Origin of the sequence: Sphingomonas sp. OV641 (assembly GCF_900109205.1) — a bacterium.
Lineage (GTDB): Bacteria > Pseudomonadota > Alphaproteobacteria > Sphingomonadales > Sphingomonadaceae > Sphingomonas.
This window is the reverse complement of sequence record NZ_FNZB01000003.1, coordinates 1-18,348: the sequence shown is the minus strand read 5'-3', so window position 1 is coordinate 18,348 and position 18,348 is coordinate 1. Positions and strand designations below refer to the sequence as shown.

Here is an 18,348-nt window from a genome sequence, read left to right as displayed (position 1 = left end):
AGGGATTATCAATAGCGTTTGATGCGCCGATGCGACACAGCTGCTTCCCGGCCAGGGAAGACGGCCACTTACTGCAACATGGTTCAGGCCCGGGCGGCGGTGCACTACGCCCCCGGGCCGATCCGCCTGGCTCAGAGCTTCTCCAGCGTGGTTCGCGCCTGACCAGGAAGCGCGCGATAAGTGGCGGCGACCCGGCGGTCGAACGGCTTGGCCAGCACCGTCGACACGGCAACGAACTGTGCAGTCGCCGCAGCCGGGGTCAGCGTCAGCAGGGTGTAGCCCTTACTGTCCTGATCGCAGAACGCGACCTCCTTGTTCGCGTCGGCCAGCGCCTCGCCAATGCCGGGCAGCAGCGAGCCGTAAGACGGACTGGTGATCGCCGTGGCGCCGAACTCGGACGCGACGAGCGCGCCACCATCGTCATACAGGTCGTTCGCCCAGGCCGCATGGCTATCGCCCGCCAGCACGACCGGCTTCGAACCGGCGCGCCGGAAGGCGGCGTACAGGCGCTCTCGCGCGGCGGGGTAGCCGTCCCAAGCGTCGAAATTGAACGGCAGACCAGCCTTGTAGCCGGCGGCCGCCTGCTCGATCCGCTGCCGAAACGCAGGCGGCAGCGCGGCAATGCGCGCGGCACTGGCTGCAGCATTCGGGCCGGTGGTCAGGTCGGGGCCGGCCACCCGCGCCATGATCACCTGATTGCCCAGCAGCTGCCATGGCTTGGCGGCTCGGACGGATTGCGCCAGCACGCCTTCCAGCCAGCGCTGCTGATCAGGGCCCAGCAACTCGCGATCGGGCCGCGCGCGTTCAGCCATCACCGCCGCGAACTGCTCCTTGCCAGGCGTGCCGCCCTTCACCTCGGCTTGTCGCGAACGGGCCAGCAAGCGCGTTTCCACCATAGCGAGCGTCGCCAGATCGCCGAATTCGAAGCTGCGGTTGATCGCCTCCCATGGCTTGCCAGCCTTGGGATCCCGGATCGGCATCCATTCGAAATAGGCCTGCATCGCAGCAGCCTTGCGCGCTTTCCAATCACCCTCGGTTGCAGGATCGTGGTTCTCCGCCCCGCCGATCCACCCGTCATTGGCGACTTCGTGATCGTCCCACACGCAGATGAAGGCCGCGCGGGCATGGGCCGCCTGCATGTCGCCATCGGACTTCACCTGCGCATGGCGGCGCCGATAATCCGCAAGGGTCAGGATTTCGTGTGGCGGATCCGGCAGGCGACCGAGCCGACGCCCGATCTCCACGCCGTAACCCTCTGCGCCATATTCATAAATATAGTCGCCAAGGTGGACCACCGCGTCCAACCGCGGCAGAGCGGCCATGTCGGCATAGGCGTTGAACAGCCCGCCTGGGTAAAGCTGGCACGAGGCGATCGCGAGCACCAGATCGTCGGCCGCGCCCACCGGCAACGTGCGGAACTGGCCCATTGGCGAGCGCTCCTCGCCCTCACCGGAGAACCAGTACCAATAGTCGCGGCCGGGCTGGAGCCGGGTGACTTCCACCTTCACCGTGTGATCGGCTGCCGACCGAGCTGTTACCTTGCCCGACGCGATGGATTTTCCATCTGCCGACGCGGCGACGTGCCACGTCACCGGCACGTCCGCGGTGGTGCCGTCTGCCGTCACACGCGTCCAGATGACCGCGCCGTCCGACGCCGGATCGCCGCTCGCGACGCCATGATCGAAGCGGATCTTCGCCGCCTGGGCTGCCAGAGCCGCGCCCGGCAGCGCCAGCGCCGTACCGCTGCCGATCAGGCCCAGCGCGCCACGTCGATTGACCGTCATATCCCGTCTCCTCAGAAGCGGCCGGTGAGCTGGACGCCGTAGAAGCGCGGCTCGGCCGGGATGAACGTCGGTGTCCGGAAGCTGCCGCCGGTGTTTCCGGCGTCAAGCAAATAGCGTTCGTCCGTCGCATTGCGGATGAAGCCGGCCACCTCGAAGCGTTCGTCGGCGAAGCTGACACCAGCCCGGGCGTTGACCAGCGTGACGGGGCCTTGCGACAGGGCGATGTTGTTCGGCACTTCGAAGAAGATGCGGCTACGATACGTGACCGTCGGGGTCATGAAGAAGCGCATGTCGTTGCCGAACGGCGCGTCGATGGTGAAGCCGGCCGCTGCCTGCCACTCCGGCTGCAAGCGGAAGCGCGCGCCCGAGAAGGTCGAGGCGAAGGAATCGTTCTCGTCGATGCCGCCATCGATGAAGCCGACGTTGCCGAAGAGGTTCAGCCATGACGCTGCGCGCACGTTGAGCTCGGCCTCGACGCCCAGATTGCTGGCAGTACCGGCACTTTGCGTCAGCGAAGTTCCGTTCGGCTGAAGAACGCTGACCTGGAAGCCATCGTACTTCTGGTAATAGACACCCAGCGAGCCGGAGACCGGCCCCAGCGCACCCTTCAGCCCGGCCTCATAGTTCCAGACGTTTTCTTCCGGCACCAGTTGCAGGTTGGGGACGCCCACACCGCCGGAGAGGCGTGCATTGAGCTGCACCACAGGCGAGCGACGCCCCTTGGAGATGGTGCCGAAGATGTTGACGTCCGGGCTGACGCGATAGAGCGCGTTGAAGCGCGGCAGCACGGCGGCATAGGATCGCTGCGCCGTGAAGGTCTGGCCGCCCGTGTCTATCTGACCCGGGACGAGCGACGTCGCCGCGGGGTTGAGGATCGGACGGGGAACGCGGGCGAAATAGCCTGACTTGCGCTGTTCGATCAGCAGGCGCACGCCCGCGGTCAGCTCAAGGGCACTGGTCGGGATCCAGGTCGTGTCCGCGAAAACGGAATAGCTGTCATTCTCGCCCTGGTTCTCGAACTCGGACGAATAAGGGATCTGGGTCGCTGCACCGCGTGTCGCCAGCGCCGTCGCCTGCGCCGCCGTGACAACGCCAGCGGCGTTGATACATCCCAGGCCCGGAAGAAGCGGCGCCCCTTGCAAGAATGAGGCGCATTGCAGGAACGTACCCTCTTCCGAGGACAAGGGCACGTTCTGGAAATTGTCCTCGACAAAGACGTTCCAGCCGAACGACGCGCGCCATTGCGGATCGCTGTAGGAGAAGCGCCCCTCATGGCTCGCCTGCCAGCCCTTCGAGATCTCCGCAAATTCAAGGAACCAGGCCGCGGAGCCGTCCGCATCGAAGACCTCGCGGCTGTCGAACTCGCGATAGCCGTTCACCGTCGTGAAGGTGAAGCCAGGCGCGAATTCGTAGGTCGCAGTCAGATTGAGATCATATACCTCACGGTTGAGGCCGAGCTGGTCGTCGCCAAGCACCTGAGCCGATAAGGGCGAGCCGCCAAGATGCGCCTTGCCAAACGGATCTCCGGGCCCGGCCTCCGTCGGCAGCACGCGCGAGATGAAGGGAGTGCCGCCGTTGCGCTGCTGATCATAGGTGCCGATCAGGTCGACGGTCAGTGCGTCCGTGGGGGCATAGCGCACCGACGCGCGAATGCCGAGCTGGTCCTGTGAATAGAGTTCCTCTTCCTGCCGCTCGGACAGGTTCTCGACATAGCCGTCGCGCTTCTTCCATTCGAAGGCAATGCGACCGGCAAGCGTATCCGAGCCGCCGTTGATATAGCCGGAAAGCAGCGTGGCATCGTAATTGCCATAGCCGGCGGTCAACGCACCGGAAAAGCCGGCGCGCGGACGGGCGGAAGTGAGGCTGATCGCGCCGACCGCAGAAGCGGTGCCGAACAGGGTCGCCTGCGGCCCCTTGATGACCTCCACGCGCTCCATGTCATAGATCGCCTGGTAGGAACCGCGCGACCGCGAGATGTCGACGCCATTGTAATAGAGCGTCACGCGTGGCCCCTGCTGCGCCGACCCGGAATCCGAGGTGATGCCGCGGATCACGATACCGGGGTTATTGGCGCTCTGCTCCTGGATGTTGAGGCCGGGAATGTAGTTGGACAGCTCATCCAGATCACTGACGCCGATCTCCGCCATGCGTTCGCCCGTCACGGCCGAAATGGTGATCGGCACGTCCGTCGCGCGCTGCTCGATCTTCTGCGCCGTGACGATGATGTCGCCGCCAGCCCCTTCCGAGGCCGCCGGATCCTGGATCACCGCTTGCGCAAACGCTGGCGCGCTGACGAACGCAGTGGTGGCAAGCAGGACCGCGAACGACTTACGATAACCCATTTTATCCCCCGAGTTGTTGCCCGGCGGTTGGACGGGGAATGTGAAACGGCGGCGGCGGTCAGGTTACGATTGCGCGACGGTGGATCATTTTGCGCCTGATCGGCGATCGATCAGCAAGTCATTGTATTCACGCCGTCGCTGGTCCGGCGTTGGCCAAACGGGCGAGTTCCCGACGCGCCAGGCTGCGGAAGGTGATCGACCAGCGGGTCTGATCCATTTCGGCGATGCTATGCTCCCAATCGTGCCGCGCCTCACCGGAAAGGTGATACGCGCCGCGCGGCGCCAGCGGAACGTTGACCCGTGCGAAACGCTCGCCCTCGCGGCGGCGGAAGCGCATGGTGGCAGGCGCGCCGAGCGACAGGCCGACGACATGTTCGAAGGCGGGACGATCCCGATGCCATCCGATGCCAGCGCCGGGATCATAACGGATCAGAAGCGCCTGCACCAAGTCGGCTGGTGGCAACCCGGCAAAGGCCGCCGCGCGATCGCGGAGCGGCAGCAGCCAATCGGGCAAAGCGTCCGCATGTTCGAGGCGCATGCGCTCGAAATCATAGCTCCAGCCGAAGGAAATCGTCAGTCGCTTCCCTTCCCAGCCTCGGAACCGGAATGGCGAAAGGCTGGCGGCATCAATGGCCGCGATCAGCGCCACTTCTTCATGTTTGTCGACAAGATCGGCCTGCGAACGAAGGCCGGGCAGAACCGGAAGATCGAACAAGTCCAAGGTCATGGCGACCATTGTACCACGTTGCGAACGTATCAGGAACACGAACGTATTGACGGCGCGCGAACAAGTCCGCTTCCGGGCTACGCAGGCGATCCGGGCTGGTTTAGGGTAACGCCAACGACGAACTGGAGAATGGCTGGAGGATGCTGAACGACCTTGCCCCTGTTGCCGCGCGGGCTGGCGCCATTCTGGTGGAGCGGCGGCAGACGGTCGCCGTTGCTGATGGCGCCACCGGCGGTCTCATCCTCGCCGGCCTGCTGACCGTGCCGGGCGCGACACGCTTCTGCCGGGGTGGGGGCGTCGTCTATTCGCTGCGCGGGCGCGATGTGCTGCTGGGGCTATCGCGCGATGAGCTGGCGGGCATGGAGTCGGTGACCGAGCGCTATGCGCGGGTTCAGGCGGAGGCGATCCGGGATCGCTTCGGCGCCGATTGGGGCATCGCGGAAAGCGGCGCGGCAGGGCCGGACCAGCACCCACGCGGCGCACCGGCTGGGCGAAGCTGCATCGCGGTGAGCGGCCCCAGCCTATGTGTATCGATGACCTTCGAAAGCGGTACGAACGACCGGATCGTCAACATGGGCGCCTTCGCCCAGGCAGCACTCGCGTTTCTTGTCGACACGCTGGAATCGGCTGGCGAGGCGACCGCAGCCGGCGTGTGATCGGCCTGGTCCGGCCAGCTACAGCCGAGCGCCCGGACCAGTATTGGCGCAAATCGGCCTGTAACGGATTAGAGTCGGCCACATCATCTGCAAGGGGCAACGGCGGCGATTGTTCGCGTGGAAAATCGCCGCCGCCTCACCTGCAAACGGCCGGCGTCAGCCGCGCAGCGCCAGTCCTTCCAGCTCGCCATTGTTGCGCCAGTCGGCGAGCAGCGCGTTGAAGGCGTTGATGCCCGGCGCATAGGTCTGGCCCGCCTGACCGCCCTCCAGATCGCCTTCGTTGTTGTAATAGCCGGGCGTGCAGCTTTCGAGATAGGCGCGGTTCACCACCGACAGCTTCTTGATGGTGGAGACCCAGGCATCCTGCGCTTCGGGAGTCGGCTCCACTTCCGTGACGCCGCGCTTGCGGGCTTCGGCGATGATATAGGCAATATGCTGCGCCTGATCGTCGAACATCGCGGTCATGTTCACCGACAGGCCGTTCTGCGACACGCCGATGTAGAACCAGTTGGGGAAGCCGTTCGTCGCGAAGCCGTGCAGCGTCTTATATCCGTCGGCCCAATAATCGTGCAGCAGCACGCCATCGCGCCCCTTGATGTCGAAGCCGACGCGGCGCTTGAACGAAGTGGTGATCTCGAAGCCCGAGGCATAGATGATGCAATCGACCGCATATTCCCGGCCGTTGGCGACGAGCCCCTTGGGCGTGATCCGCTCCACCCCCTTGCTTTCGCTGACGTCGACCAGCTCGACGTTCGGACGGTTGAAGGTGGGCAGGAATTCGTCGTTGAAGGTCGGCCGCTTGCAGAACTGACGATACCAGGGCTTCAGCTTCTCCGCAGTTTCCGGATCCTTCACCACCTCGTCAACGCGCTGACGAATGCGGTTCATCTTGCGGAAGTCGGCGACCTCTGCATGGCGGATGGCCGCCTCCGGCCCCATGCTCTTCGCATTGCGGATGACGAAGGACTGCACCTCGCGGAAGATCGACGTCCAATTGTCGTTGACGAGATCATGCTCGAACGGACGGCCTTCGATGATGTCGGCGAAATTGTGCCGCCGTGCGCGCTGCCAGCCGGGCTCAAGCGATTGGGCCCATTCAGGATCGGTCGGCCTGTTGCCGCGCGTGTCGACGGAGGACGGCGTACGCTGGAAGACATAAAGCTTCTTCGCGTGCCGGCCGAGCGCGGGGATGCACTGGATCGCGGTGGCGCCAGTGCCGATGATCGCGACGGTCTTGTCCTCCAGCTTCCAGAGGTTTCCGGTCGTGTCGCCGCCGGTATAGTCATAGTCCCAGCGGCTGGTGTGGAAGCTGTGCCCTTCGAAACTTTCAATTCCGGGAATACCGGGCAGCTTGGCGCGGCTCGCCGTGCCGAGCGCCGAGACGACGAAGCGCGCACGCATCGCATCGCCGTGATTGGTGCGGATGATCCAGCTCTTGTCCGCATCGTCCCAGGCAAGTTCCGTGACGCGCGTCTGGAACAGGGTGATGGGATAGAGATCGTAATGCTTCCCGATCCGCTGGCAGTGCTCGTAGATTTCGGTGACGTAGGAGTATTTCTCCTTGGGGAGGTAATTGAGCTCCTCGAGCAGCGGCAGATAGCAATAGCTTTCGATATCGCATTGCGCGCCGGGGTAGCGGTTCCAATACCAGGTGCCGCCGAAGTCGCCGCCCGCCTCGATGATGCGAAGATCGGTGACGCCTTTCTCCTTCAGGCGCGCGGCCGCCAGCATGCCGCTGAAGCCGCCGCCGATCACCGCCACCTCGACGAAATCCGTCAGCGCCTCGCGGGTGAAGCCGGGCGCCACATAAGGATCTTCCTCGGCATAGCGGGCGTAATCACCCGACAATTCCTTATATTGCCGGTCCGCATCGGTGCGCAGGCGCTTGTCCCGCTCCGCCTTGTAGCGCGCGCGCAGCGCCTCGATGTCCAGATCCGCGTCGAGCACTGCCTCCTGGCTGTCGCTGTTGCTCATCGTGCCTCTCCATTGTCTTCTATCGTTGGGATGATGATGTCGCCGCGCCCTTATTCCACGGCGTAAGCGAGGAAATCGGGATCATAGGCGCGTTCCGGCTCGGCGCGGACGCGGCGGTCGAGCCGCTCGGCATCCTCGCCCACCAGGATGCGCCAGCGTTCGGCCTTCACGCCATCAAGGATGATCGTCGCCGCGCGCGCGGCACTGGTCGGCGCCAGTTCCTGGAAACGCTTCGCCAGCATCGCCTGCGCCGCCTCCAGCGCTGTGTCGTCCATCGCGTCCGCGCCCTCGACACCGATCATCTTCAGATGCTGGCGCAGCTTGCGACGGGAAACCTCCGTCATCTCGCCAGACAGGACGCGGCGCGAGTTGAGGCCGATCGGGGTGCCGACGCCGCCGGGCATGACGATCGACGCCTTGATGTGCGGGGCATAGTTGCGCAGGTCCGTCACCAGCGCCTCGGTAAAGCCCTTCACGGCGAACTTGGCCGCGCTGTACGCGGTCTGCGACACGCCGGGCATCAGCGCCGCCCAGAAGCCGTTAGCGCTTGATGTGTTGACGATATGGCCTTCGCTCGCCCGCTCCAGCATCGGGAAAAAGGCGCGGCAGGAATAATAGACGCCGAACCAGCAGATCTGGAACACGCGATCCCATTCCTCGCGGTCGTCGAGCACGAAGCTGCCGCCGCCGCCGATCCCGGCATTGTTGAAGAGGAGGTGGATGTGATCGGTCTGGTGATCGCGCGCGACCTCGGCGGCAAAGCGCTTCACCTGTTCCTCGTCGCCGACATCGGCGACATGGCTGGTGATGCGCACGCCCTGCGGCACGCCATCCGCCTCGCACAGGCTCACCGTCTCGGCCATGGTTTCGGCAAACAGATCGCACATCGCGACGCTGGCGCCCTCGGCGACGAGTTGGCGCACCAGTTCGCGGCCCATGCCCGTGCCCCCGCCGGTGACGACCGCCACCTTTCCGCCGAAGTCCTTCATCGCCATCCTCTCCTTGTTTTGTTGTCGCCTCCGGCTCGACCTTGTTCTGTTTTCGCCTCCGGCTCGGCCTTGTTCTGTTGTCGCCTCCGGCTCAGCCTTGTTCTGAGTCGCCTCCGGCTCAGCCAGCCATTGCCGCCTCCGGCAGAGGCATGGTTTCCTTGGGGTGGAGGCGCAGGAAGCCGGGCGCGCGCATCGTTTCACCGGGCTTCAGCTTCGTCGCCATGTCGGGAAAGTTCGGCAGCGACTTCGCCGCCTTCGGATCATAATGGGTCCGCTCGCCGAAGAAGCGCAGCGTCAGCGTGCGGCGGCGCTGGCCGGGGCGTGTCGGCGCGCCACCATGCATGGTACGAAAGTGGAAGAAGATGACGTCGCCGGGCTCGACCGCCCAGGAGACGATCTCGTGACGATCGCGCTCCGCCTCGAAATCGGGCAATCGCGGCAGCGGCAGGCGATCGTCGATCGGGCGCGTATCATCCTTCGGATCGAAGGCGGAGGTGTTGAACATCGGGCCGTGGTGCGAACCGGGGATGAATTCCAGGCTGTCCTCCCGGCGCAGCGGATCGAAGGTGATCCAGGCGACGGCGTTATCCTCCCCATCCATCGGAATATAGGATCCGTCCTGGTGCCAGGGCGTGCGCCGCGTATCGCCGCCTTCTTTCAGGAACACCTGTTCGTAGATGAACCAGACCGGATCGGTGCCCCAGAGCTGCGCGCAGGCGGCCGGGATGGGCGAGCCATCCAGCATGTCGCGATAGCCATCCAGCACGCGGGGATGGAACGAATCGTTGTAGAACAGGGGCGCGCCATCACGCTTCAGCAGCGGCGCGTTGGCGGGCGTGGGGTTGGCGAGGCTCCATTCCCACGCCTTCAGCGTTTCGGCGAGCTGGTTGCGATCGAGCAGGCCGGGGATATGGACCACACCGTCCCGCTTGTACGCAGCGCGCTTCTCTGCCCAGTCGATCGCCATGGCATCCTCCCGCTTTTCGGAAGAACCTATAACACGTTACACCTTTGTCAAAGGATTCGGTGGCGGGTCGACCTGCCCGCCGTGCACCGTCAAAACGGAAAAAAGGTGCGTATCGCGGCAATGGCGACGGCAAAGGTGATGAGGTTGAGCGGCAGGCCGACGCGGACGAAATCCATGTAGCGATAGCCGCCCATCTGATAGACGATCACGTTGGTCTGATAGCCGAACGGCGTGGCGAAGGCGGCGCTGCCCGCCATCATCACCGCCACGATGAACGGCCGCGGGCTGACCCCCAGGCTTTCCGCCAAAGCGACCGCCACCGGCGTGACCAGCACCGCCACGGTCGCGTTCGACAGCAATTCGGTCAGCACCATCGTCAACCCGTACAGAATGATAAGGGCGGCGAGCGGGCTGATCCCGTGCAGCGCGCCGACGAGCGCATTGGTGGCGGCGGCGGCGAGGCCGCTTTCCTCCATGGCGATGCCGATCACCACCATGCCGGCGATGAGGATCAGGATCTGCGGCCGCAGCCCGCCATAAGCCTCATCCGCCGAAATGACGCGCAGGAGGATCAGCAGCACCGCGCCGGCAAAGGCCGTGGCGGCGATCGGCGCCAGCTCGAGCGCGGCGATCGCAATGGCGCCGACGAACACGGCAAAGGCGATCGCGGCCTTGGCCGGCTGATACGGGCGCGGTTCGGCGAATAGCTCCGCATGGCCGACCTGGGCGCTTGGCACATCGATGTCGCCGGTCTCGCGCGGCTCCGCGCTGGCGGCGAGGCTTCGATCGAGCAGCTTGCCAGAGAAGAGGAACAGGTAGAGCCCGCCGGCGAGCGCGATCGACAGGCCGACCGGCGTGATTTCGAACAAACCGAAGCGCGGCTGGCCGGCGACGCGCGCCATGTCGTCCACCAGTAGATTGGTCGAGGTGCCGATCAGCGTGCAGCAGCCGGTGAGCACGGTGATGTACGACAGCGGCATCAGATATCTTTTGGGGGAAAGGCCAAGCGTCTTGGCGATATCCCGGATCACCGGCGCGCCAAGCACGACGATCGGGGTTGAATTGAGGAACGCCGACCCGCAGCCGATCGCCGCCAGCAACAGCCACAGGCCAGCCGCGCCCATGCGGCGGCACATCGCGACGCCGCCGGCGATGGCCCGATCGAGCAGGCCGGACAGTTCCAGCGCGTAGGCGATGACGAACAGCGAGGCGAGCGCGACAATGGCGGGGCTCGCAAAGGCGCCCTGCAGCTCGACCGGCCGGATGACGCCCGTGATCAGCAGCACCGCCGCGCCGGTCAGCGCGACGACATCGGCGCGCACCCGATCCCAGATCAGGGCCGCCACCACTGCCACCAAAGTCGCAAGCGTCAGGGCTTGGTCGACCGTCACATGTCCTCCAGCAAAGCCTGTGCATTGACGCTATGAAGCATCGCACGGATGTTGCTAGTGTTCCCACATGGTTGAGCCGACCCCTCGCACCAGCCGGCTGGCCATCGCCGCCGGCCTCACGGCAATGGTCGCGATCGGCGGCGGCGGTTTCCTGCTGGGCCGCAGCACTGTTCCTCCGCCACCGGCCCCGGTGCTGCCGCCGCGCCCTGCCCCGACGCCGAGCGCGGAGGCGCCGCCGCCGGTGGAACAGGTGCTGCGCCGATCCGACCTGATCGCGCTGGGCGCGGCAGCCGCGGACGCGGCGGCCTCCGGTACCGAGCTGCCGACGACGGCCACCGCGACGGTCGGCAAGCGGTTCGAGCTGATCGTGCCGTTCGGCTGCGACGGGTCGGCGCCCGGCGACTCCCAGCTCCCGATGCGCTGGCGCTATGATGCGGACGTGGAGGCGCTGCGCATCCATGTCGCCCCGACGAGCTGGCCGGTGGCGCAATGGTGGCAGGAGCCCTCGGCCGCGATCGAGGCGATGGAAGGCTTCTGGATCGGCCGCCCCTGGTCCTCCAGCGAAACCTGCCCCGCCGCGTCGGCCGTGTCAGCCGCGCCCGATGCGACACCGGTGACGCTGCCGGGCCAGACGCTGGGCATCGTCCAGCTGATCAGGGCCGATACGCCGCGCCAGATGCGCCGCGACGACAAGCCATATGAGGCGGTCGTCCGCATGACGGAGAATGTCGTGGCGCCCGGGCGCGGGCTGCACCTGCGCCTGACCGGAAGGGTGGATCGCTTTCCCGACGGCAGCCCGGTGCGCTGCCGAGAGGCGGGCGGGCGCGAACAGCGGCCGATCTGCCTGATCGCGGTGTCGCTGGAGGAGGTGGCGTTCCAGAACCCGGGCGACGGCGCCCTGCTCGCCACCTGGCAGCCCACCGCCGACACGCCTGCGAGCGGCCGCCCGCGTGAATGATGACGTGATCCGTGCCGAGCGCCATGACCGGGCCCTCGCCAACAGGCTCAGCGGGGACCGGCTGGCGCCGAGCCCGTGGCGGGGTTGAAGGCGGGATTGGCGAAATCGAGCGGGGCGGGCGTGATCTGCGCGGGTGGGCGGGCGCTTTCGACCCAGGCGCGAACCAGCATGTCGCGCAGCATGGAAGCGCCGGCGGCGATCCGCTCATGCACCAGCTCGCGCACGTCCCGGTCGTTGGCGTCGGCGAAGCCGCTGCGCTTTTCCAGCGTATAGACCTGCCGCACCTTGTCCCCCGAGGCATCGACGTAGCGCAGGACATGATCGAACATGTCGCCCGTCTGCCGCGCGGGCGCGCCGATGCGGGCACGCACGTCCGCCGGGGTAAGCGCGATCAGGTCGACGAAGCGGCTTTCGAAACGGCCGTGGACGCTCCGGTCGGTGGTGAACCCATCGGGATTTTCACCGCGCCATCCGTCGGAATGAACCGAGATGTGCAGCGGGTTGGCCGCATCGCCGATATAATGGCCAAGGCGGGTCACATCAAAGGCGCAGTTCCGCTCGGCAAAAGCCGGATCGCGCCCCTCGCCAGCAAGCCTGCGCACCTGGCGCATGCACACCACGATCCGGTCGTAAGCCTCCATCGCGGCATAGGGCAAAGTGCCGGTCCAGCGGACGTTGGTGCGCGCCGCCGTCTCCGGATCGCTCGCCCGGATGCGCAGATGCTGGTCGTAGAGCGCCAGCACGAATTCGTAGCGGCTGCGCGGGATCGTTTTCAGAAAGGTGAATTGTTCGCGAAACCAGCCGTGATTGGGATCCTCGACGATCTTCGAGAAGCCTTCCGCATTGCCGCGCCAGCCATCGGGCTGCGAGGCGGAAGCGGCGATATAATCGACGTGCTTTTGCAGAAAGACAGGGCCGTCCGCCGGAATGGCGTGGATCGCGGCGGTGTCGATCACCGCATGGCCGCGCTCTCCCCAGGCAAACGCGGGCTGGGGGAGAAGGGCGACGAGACCGGCGGTGACGGCGGCGAGCAACTGGCGCACAGGCACCTCCTTAGGGGTCGAGCGGATCGCGCGGGTCGATCCGCGCGGCAGCAGCGGCAGGCCGCCATTCTAGCGCTGTCGGGCTGAGCCGGGTGCCGGCCGTGCCCGGCGCATAGCCAAGCTCCCGCTGGTTCCGATCGACAAAGGCGGCGCTGCCGATATTGGCGCTCTGGACCGTATTGCAGACAACCAGCGTGTCCTGGGTCAACGGCGCGCCCATCGCGATCAGCAGCCGGGCGGCATTGCGCATGTTGGTGGTCGTGTGCCGCGCATGCGGGTCGATCACGATCCGGTCGGGCGGGATGCCATAGCGTTCGATCAACGCGCGGCGCATCTCGACCGCCTCGGCAAAGCGGGTGTTGAAGGGGTGCGCCCGTCCACCCGACACGATGATGAACGCAGCGTCACCGCGCGCGAACTGCTGAGCCGCGAGGCGCAAATGATATTTGCCACCGGGGCTGAGCGGCATGTCCGCAAGCTCCGGGCCGATGCCGGTGACGATCAGCGCCGTGTAGCGGAACGCGCCCCAGTTCGTCCGCCGCGCACGGGCAAAGGCAGCGGCGTTCATCCCGCCGTCCAGCGGCAGGAAGGCAACCGCATCGGTGCGGTTGCTGCCATCGAGCAAGGCGAGGGTGAAATCGAATGACGGATCAACGGCGTTGAGCGATCCCGCACGCGGCGTCTGCGCCATCCAATGCGCCGCCTGAAGCCAGGCGCGGCGCTCGGCCGGGCTGATGGTGCCCGCGCCGTCGATCGCCGGATAGGGTGGCACCTCGCCCAGGCCATAGGTGCCAAGGATCATGTTGACGCCCTGAAGCTCCCGCCTCGCCTGCGCGGCGACACCGTCGTCAAACGCCGGAAGACTGCCCGGCAACGCCTTTGTCAGCGCAGCGATCTCATCCTCTCGCCAGACCAGCACCTGCGCCGCGCAGCCCGGCTCCTGCTGGCAGCTGGCAACCCGATCAGCGCGAGCAGCGAGCAGCGTGGCGACGGCCGGCTGACGCGCGAGCGCCTCCGTCGCCCCTCGATCAGCGCCGAGCGCCGTGAACAGCGGAAAGAGTCGCTGCGACAGGGCGGCGAAGGCCGCATCCGTCACGGGTGCCTGAGCGGCAGCGGCAGGCGTGGCCGATGCGACTCCGGGCGGGACGGCGCAGGCGGCGACCAGCGCCGCCGCCTGCCACGCGAAGCCGGCGCGGATCACCAGTCCAGACCCACCACCAGGCGGAAGTTGCGGCCGAAGATCGGGCGACCGTAGATGGCCTCCGTGCTCCCCTGCCCAGCGAGCGAGTCCGTGCGGGTATTGCCCTCGGTCAGGCCCTTTTCATTGAACAGATTGTCGGCGACGACCTGCAGCTTCCACCGGCCATGGTTCACCGTGACACCCGCGCCGATCGTGCCATAGGCCGGCAGCGCGGTGTTGTTGTAAAGATCGACGAAGCGCTTTCCCATATAGGTGTAGCGGCCATAGACCGAGACGTCGGTCTCGCCGGTCGTGAAGTCGAACGACGGGCGGATATTGCCATATACCTTGGGCTGGCGGACGATCTGGTTGCCCTCCACCTGCTCCGGATCGGCGCCGGTGGTGCTGGCGAAGTTCTTATACTTGGGGTCGCTGATGGTCAGCGATCCGTTCAGCGTGAACCAGCGCGTCAGCGCCAGCGCACCGTCCAGCTCGACGCCCAGGATCTGCGCTTCGCCGATGAAGGGCACGTTCACGTCGTTGCGGCCGGTCGTGGGGTCAAACGCCAGGAACGAGGCGTTGAGCGGATCGAAGTTCGAATAGAAGCCGGTTGCGTAGAGGTAGGAGCGGCCGCTCGCCAGCTTCAGGCCGACCTCATACTGATCGGCAATGGTGGTGATGTAGACCGGATTAGGGTTCACATCCATCGCAGACTGAACGTTGGGCGGCGTTTCGAGGTGCGATGCGCGGGCGTAGATGCCGACATTGTTGCTGAAGTCGTAATTGGCGCCGACCGTCCAGTTGGTCGCCTCCGTCTTCAGGTCGCGATCGACGATCACGCCGGTGAAGCCGCGGGTCGCATCGTCCGCCAGAGTGGTGGAGTCGCCCAGATTGACCTGGTCGGTCAACGCACCCCAGCCCTGGTAATCATAGCGTTCGTGCCGGATGCCGGCATCGATCCGCAGCCCGTCCACGATTTCCCACGTGTCGTTGGCGTAGATCGCGAACATGGAGGCGTCGGAATCGCCCTGGTTGAGCGTTGCGGCGTAATTCAGCACGCCATTGTCGGTGACGCGGCCGATCTCCGTCCCGGCAGCATTGTACGCCACCAGATCGAGCGTGCGCGGCGTTCCCGCGACCTCGATCAGATAGTTCTGATAGGCGTAGAAACGGTCCTGCCCATAAAGGCTGCCGTAGAGCCCGAGCGTGAGGTCATGGCTGCCCAACCCCGTCTCGAGCCGCTTCGCGACGGACAGATTGGCCTGCGCCGAATAGAAATCGGACGCGATGTCGCGATACTGGCCCTGCATGACGAGGCCGGAGGCGGTGGACGGGTCATAGACCGTGTTGGTGCCAGCCAGCGTGTAGCCGAACGAGGCGACCGGGCCGAACGCCGTCGTCGCGCGGGCGAGATAGCCCGCGGCGAAGCTGGCCGCATCGGCCGGATTGGTGGTCGAATAGAAAGCGGTGAAGCGGTTCTTGCCCTCAGTGTAGCCGGCCTTCGCCGAGACCAGCCAGCCGTCGAAATCACCTTCATATTGCGCGCCGATGTTGAACATCCGCATGTAGCGGCCGTCCGACAGATCGGTGGTGCGGCTTTCCGTCTGGCCCTGCCCGTTGCGGAAGGGGATGGTGACGTTGCGGAACGCCGGCGAGTTCATCGTGCCGGTGAAATAATCAATGTACGGATCGAGGCTAACCGACGGATCGCGCGGATCGGCGATCGGGATCGGCAGGTAGAAGACGTTCTTGTCGTTGACGTAATTGGCGCTCAGCTTGACAAAGCCATTGTCCAGATCGTGGCGGATGTTGGCGCGGATCTGGCCGCCGCGATCATTGGGAAAGCCGTTGTCGCGATAGCCGTCATGATGGCGAATGAAGCCGCCAATGGCATAATACGTGTCCTTGCCGAGCGGGCCCGACTGGAAGGCATCCAGGCGGTAAAGGCCGGTGTCGCCCAGCGTGACCTGCGCGCCGCCCTTCGGCGTGGCGCTGCCTTCGCGCGTGATGGCGTTGATGATCGCGCCCGAATAGCTGGAGAAGACCGGCGCAGGGCCGCCGCGCACCACCTCCAGCCGCTGGGTCATCAGATCCTGCTTCAGGATCGCATCGCCGCGGAAGAAGACGCCGTCATTCTCATGGAACAGCGGCAGGCCATCCTGCTGGAAGGAGACAAAGCCGCCATCGTTCGGCAGGCCGCGGATGCGATAGATGTTCTGCACCTCGCCGCCGGTAATCTCCGTCTGGAAGCCGGGCAGCTGGCCGATCAGATCGGCGAAGTTCACCGGCGCGATCTTTTCGATCTCCGCCTGGTTCAGCGTATTGATCGCGTAGGAGGCGTCAAAGCGGCGCTGTGCGCGCGCGGTGCCGGTGACGATGATTTCGGACCCTGCGCCCGCATCTTCGCCAGTACCATCGGTCGTGCGGTCGATGGTGACATTGCCTGCTGTCGGCGTCGTGCTTTCGGCAGCGCTCTGCGCCCATGCCGTCCCCCCGGACAGCGTGCAAAGCGCGGCGGCGGCAACGCCGCCGACCAAAAGAGACTTACGCATGTTTCCCCCCATTCAGGACTTAGTCGCAAATATTCGGTCGTAGGTAGAAGGACCGGTGCGCGAGGGCTCTCGAGGAGGATTGTGACGGGGTAACGTAGGTTTGATTTCACCCAGGTTGCAGCACGGCTGCGCTGCCTCATCGGCAGGACGAAGCGTGGGTCCTTGGGCGCGAACCTGCGACCTTGCGCCGCTGATTACGCAACGCTAATGCAAGCCACTCTCAATAGGGGTGGTCCGATCAAGCACTTCGATCTCAACCTGCTGGTCGTGCTTCACATGCTGCTTCAGACCAGAAGCGTCAGCCGGGCGGCGCAGCAGCTTGGGATCAGCCAGCCCACCGTTAGCCGGGCGCTTAGCGAGCTGCGACGTCAGGTCGGCGATCCGCTGCTGGTCCGCTCGGGAGCAGCCATGACGCCGACGTCACGCGCGGTGGAGCTTGCCCGACCGCTGGAGAAGTGGCTGGCGCTGACCTCCAGCGTGCTGGAGCCGGCGCGCTTCACGCCAGACCAGATCAAGCGCGTGTTCCGGATCGCAGCGACGGATTATGGCGTGCTGTCAGTAATCGCGCCGGTGCTTCCAACCATCCGGCATTATGCCCCCGATTGCCGGATCGAAATCACGCCCTTCACGTCGGACATGGTCCGCAAGTGCGCGGCGGGCCATCTAGACCTGATCGTATACGGGTTCGCGCCGGACTTGTCGGCGACCCATTCACGCCACCTGTTTCGCGAAAGCCAGTCGGTGATCGTCCGCGCGGATCATCCCCTCGCCAGGCACCATCAGGACGGGCCGGTGCCGCTGGATGATTATCTCCGCTGGCCGCATATCGGCATCAGCATCGGCGACCCGGCCGTCGACCATGTGCACCAATGCCTGGGCGATCGGGCTGACGAGCGGCGCGTGGTTGCCCGGCTGCCGTATTTCTACGCCGCTTCGGACCTGATCGGCACCTCCGACGCGATCCTGACCATCCCCACCCGCGCTGCACGGCAGTTCGCCACCGCGCAGCACTTCGCCTGTCTGGACGCGCCGGCGGAGATCGGTGGCTTCGATTATTGGGTGCTCTGGCACGAGCATAGCGCGCGCGATCCCGCGACCTTGTGGTTGATCGAGCAATTGTCGCTATCATCGGCCGCGATCGATGCCGACAGATGGGTGGTTCAGAGCTGACGACTGGCAACGGTTCTCACGCTCAGCCAGATGCCGATATGTGCTCGGGAGCGCCGACGGGCCCCGTGTATTGGCGGATCGATTTAGCGGGGGATAACCGGCGGCATCTCGGGCAATCCTGAAGGCCGTTTTAGCCCCTGAGGGCGGAGTGTGACACGGCGCGGGACTCGCACAAACATCGACGCGAGATACGCAGTGCGTCGAAGCCAACCGCACCCGACCTGTTCCCCTCGCTCGCTGCGGCAAGGCGGATCATCAAGCCATGGCGGACGGACTACAGCACCGTGCGTCCGCACAACAGCCTCGGCGGCATGGCGTCCGCCGAGTTTACCAAACGTCCGCGCCACGGACGCGGCGACGGAAATCCTGCGCCCACTCATCTCGGCGATCGTTCTGACGCGCTGGTCGTGGATGTGGAAGGCGACCTCGCCGGCATCCTGACAGCCGCATCGGGAAACAAGACGCAGGGCCAAAACGCAAAAAACCCCGCCAAAGGCAGGGTTGGGGAAACGCAGTTTGAGGTGGTTGCGGGGACAGGATTTGAACCTGTGACCTTCAGGTTATGAGCCTGACGAGCTACCGGGCTGCTCCACCCCGCGTCACCTTTAGCTGAGC

The 18,348-nt window shown here is 65.5% G+C and carries 14 protein-coding genes and 1 tRNA gene; 4 read left to right on the top strand and 11 right to left on the bottom strand.

Features of this window, described 5'->3' with window-relative positions:
- Window positions 1-131: 131 nt before the first annotated feature.
- The 3 genes from BMX36_RS14070 to BMX36_RS14060 all read right to left on the bottom strand — a co-directional run bounded on the left by BMX36_RS14070 (window position 132) and on the right by BMX36_RS14060 (window position 4,853).
- Entirely contained in the window at window positions 132-1,784 is a 1,653-nt protein-coding gene (locus BMX36_RS14070; RefSeq protein ID WP_093066489.1) for an alkaline phosphatase D family protein, read from the bottom strand.
- An 11-nt stretch (window positions 1,785-1,795) separates the two neighbouring features.
- A complete protein-coding gene (locus BMX36_RS14065; protein ID WP_093066487.1) occupies window positions 1,796-4,126 on the bottom strand; it encodes a TonB-dependent receptor in 2,331 nt (776 codons plus the stop codon).
- 127 nt (window positions 4,127-4,253) lie between these two features.
- The gene (locus BMX36_RS14060; RefSeq protein ID WP_093066955.1) at window positions 4,254-4,853 is read right to left on the bottom strand and encodes an alpha-ketoglutarate-dependent dioxygenase AlkB; all 600 of its coding nucleotides are present in this window, start codon (window positions 4,851-4,853) and stop codon (window positions 4,254-4,256) included.
- A 140-nt stretch (window positions 4,854-4,993) separates the two neighbouring features.
- Between BMX36_RS14060 and BMX36_RS14055 the strand changes: the two genes are divergently transcribed.
- Window positions 4,994-5,509 carry a CinA family protein gene (locus BMX36_RS14055; RefSeq protein WP_093066485.1) on the top strand — a complete coding sequence of 172 codons (516 nt, stop codon included), beginning with the start codon at window positions 4,994-4,996 and terminating at the stop codon, window positions 5,507-5,509.
- A gap of 156 nt (window positions 5,510-5,665) precedes the next feature.
- Here BMX36_RS14055 and BMX36_RS14050 read toward each other — a convergent pair whose 3' ends face one another.
- The 4 genes from BMX36_RS14050 to BMX36_RS14035 form a co-directional block, all read right to left on the bottom strand.
- Window positions 5,666-7,483, bottom strand: a complete 1,818-nt coding sequence (locus BMX36_RS14050) for a flavin-containing monooxygenase (protein WP_093066483.1) — start codon at window positions 7,481-7,483, stop codon at window positions 5,666-5,668.
- A gap of 50 nt (window positions 7,484-7,533) precedes the next feature.
- Window positions 7,534-8,472: an SDR family NAD(P)-dependent oxidoreductase gene (locus BMX36_RS14045; protein WP_093066482.1), complete on the bottom strand. Its 939-nt coding sequence runs from the start codon at window positions 8,470-8,472 to the stop codon at window positions 7,534-7,536.
- A gap of 118 nt (window positions 8,473-8,590) precedes the next feature.
- Entirely contained in the window at window positions 8,591-9,439 is an 849-nt protein-coding gene (locus BMX36_RS14040; RefSeq protein WP_093066480.1) for a phytanoyl-CoA dioxygenase family protein, read from the bottom strand.
- Between the two features lie 89 nt (window positions 9,440-9,528).
- Entirely contained in the window at window positions 9,529-10,830 is a 1,302-nt protein-coding gene (locus tag BMX36_RS14035; protein WP_066779447.1) for an SLC13 family permease, read from the bottom strand.
- Window positions 10,831-10,897: 67 nt separating this feature from the next.
- Here BMX36_RS14035 and BMX36_RS14030 point away from each other — a divergent pair, with 67 nt between their 5' ends.
- Complete coding sequence (locus tag BMX36_RS14030) at window positions 10,898-11,788, top strand: hypothetical protein (RefSeq protein ID WP_093066478.1); 891 nt, start codon at window positions 10,898-10,900, stop codon at window positions 11,786-11,788.
- Between the two features lie 47 nt (window positions 11,789-11,835).
- Here BMX36_RS14030 and BMX36_RS14025 read toward each other — a convergent pair whose 3' ends face one another.
- Genes BMX36_RS14025 through BMX36_RS14015 form a run of 3 tightly spaced genes read right to left on the bottom strand, consistent with a single transcriptional unit; the run spans window position 11,836 to window position 16,563 of the window.
- Window positions 11,836-12,831, bottom strand: a complete 996-nt coding sequence (locus BMX36_RS14025; RefSeq protein ID WP_093066476.1) for a phospholipase C/P1 nuclease family protein — start codon at window positions 12,829-12,831, stop codon at window positions 11,836-11,838.
- Between the two features lie 10 nt (window positions 12,832-12,841).
- Window positions 12,842-14,032, bottom strand: coding sequence for a YdcF family protein (locus tag BMX36_RS14020; protein ID WP_256210816.1), 1,191 nt, complete (start codon window positions 14,030-14,032; stop codon window positions 12,842-12,844).
- A complete protein-coding gene (locus tag BMX36_RS14015; RefSeq protein WP_093066474.1) occupies window positions 14,029-16,563 on the bottom strand; it encodes a TonB-dependent receptor in 2,535 nt (844 codons plus the stop codon). The genes BMX36_RS14020 and BMX36_RS14015 overlap by 4 nt, the downstream gene beginning before the upstream one ends.
- 207 nt (window positions 16,564-16,770) lie before the next feature.
- On the opposite strand from BMX36_RS14015, the gene BMX36_RS14010 reads away from it, so the two are divergent.
- Both BMX36_RS14010 and BMX36_RS22380 read left to right on the top strand, forming a co-directional pair.
- Window positions 16,771-17,733, top strand: a complete 963-nt coding sequence (locus BMX36_RS14010) for a LysR family transcriptional regulator (RefSeq protein ID WP_093066472.1) — start codon at window positions 16,771-16,773, stop codon at window positions 17,731-17,733.
- Window positions 17,734-17,870: 137 nt separating this feature from the next.
- Window positions 17,871-18,299, top strand: a complete 429-nt coding sequence (locus BMX36_RS22380) for an integrase core domain-containing protein (protein WP_218142184.1) — start codon at window positions 17,871-17,873, stop codon at window positions 18,297-18,299.
- Here BMX36_RS22380 and BMX36_RS14000 read toward each other — a convergent pair.
- Window positions 18,256-18,332: transfer RNA gene (locus BMX36_RS14000), tRNA-Met, on the bottom strand. The genes BMX36_RS22380 and BMX36_RS14000 overlap by 44 nt on opposite strands.
- Window positions 18,333-18,348 lie beyond the last annotated feature (16 nt).

Coding starts and splice junctions, on each gene's coding strand:
- BMX36_RS14040 (WP_093066480.1), bottom strand. CDS start 9,439: ATGGCGATCGACTGGGCAGAGAAGCGCGCTGCGTACAAGCGGGACGGT.
- BMX36_RS14015 (WP_093066474.1), bottom strand. CDS start 16,563: ATGCGTAAGTCTCTTTTGGTCGGCGGCGTTGCCGCCGCCGCGCTTTGC.
- BMX36_RS14045 (WP_093066482.1), bottom strand. CDS start 8,472: ATGAAGGACTTCGGCGGAAAGGTGGCGGTCGTCACCGGCGGGGGCACG.
- BMX36_RS14050 (WP_093066483.1), bottom strand. CDS start 7,483: ATGAGCAACAGCGACAGCCAGGAGGCAGTGCTCGACGCGGATCTGGAC.
- BMX36_RS14060 (WP_093066955.1), bottom strand. CDS start 4,853: ATGACCTTGGACTTGTTCGATCTTCCGGTTCTGCCCGGCCTTCGTTCG.
- BMX36_RS14030 (WP_093066478.1), top strand. CDS start 10,898: ATGGTTGAGCCGACCCCTCGCACCAGCCGGCTGGCCATCGCCGCCGGC.
- BMX36_RS14065 (WP_093066487.1), bottom strand. CDS start 4,126: ATGGGTTATCGTAAGTCGTTCGCGGTCCTGCTTGCCACCACTGCGTTC.
- BMX36_RS14010 (WP_093066472.1), top strand. CDS start 16,771: ATGCAAGCCACTCTCAATAGGGGTGGTCCGATCAAGCACTTCGATCTC.
- BMX36_RS14055 (WP_093066485.1), top strand. CDS start 4,994: ATGCTGAACGACCTTGCCCCTGTTGCCGCGCGGGCTGGCGCCATTCTG.
- BMX36_RS14070 (WP_093066489.1), bottom strand. CDS start 1,784: ATGACGGTCAATCGACGTGGCGCGCTGGGCCTGATCGGCAGCGGTACG.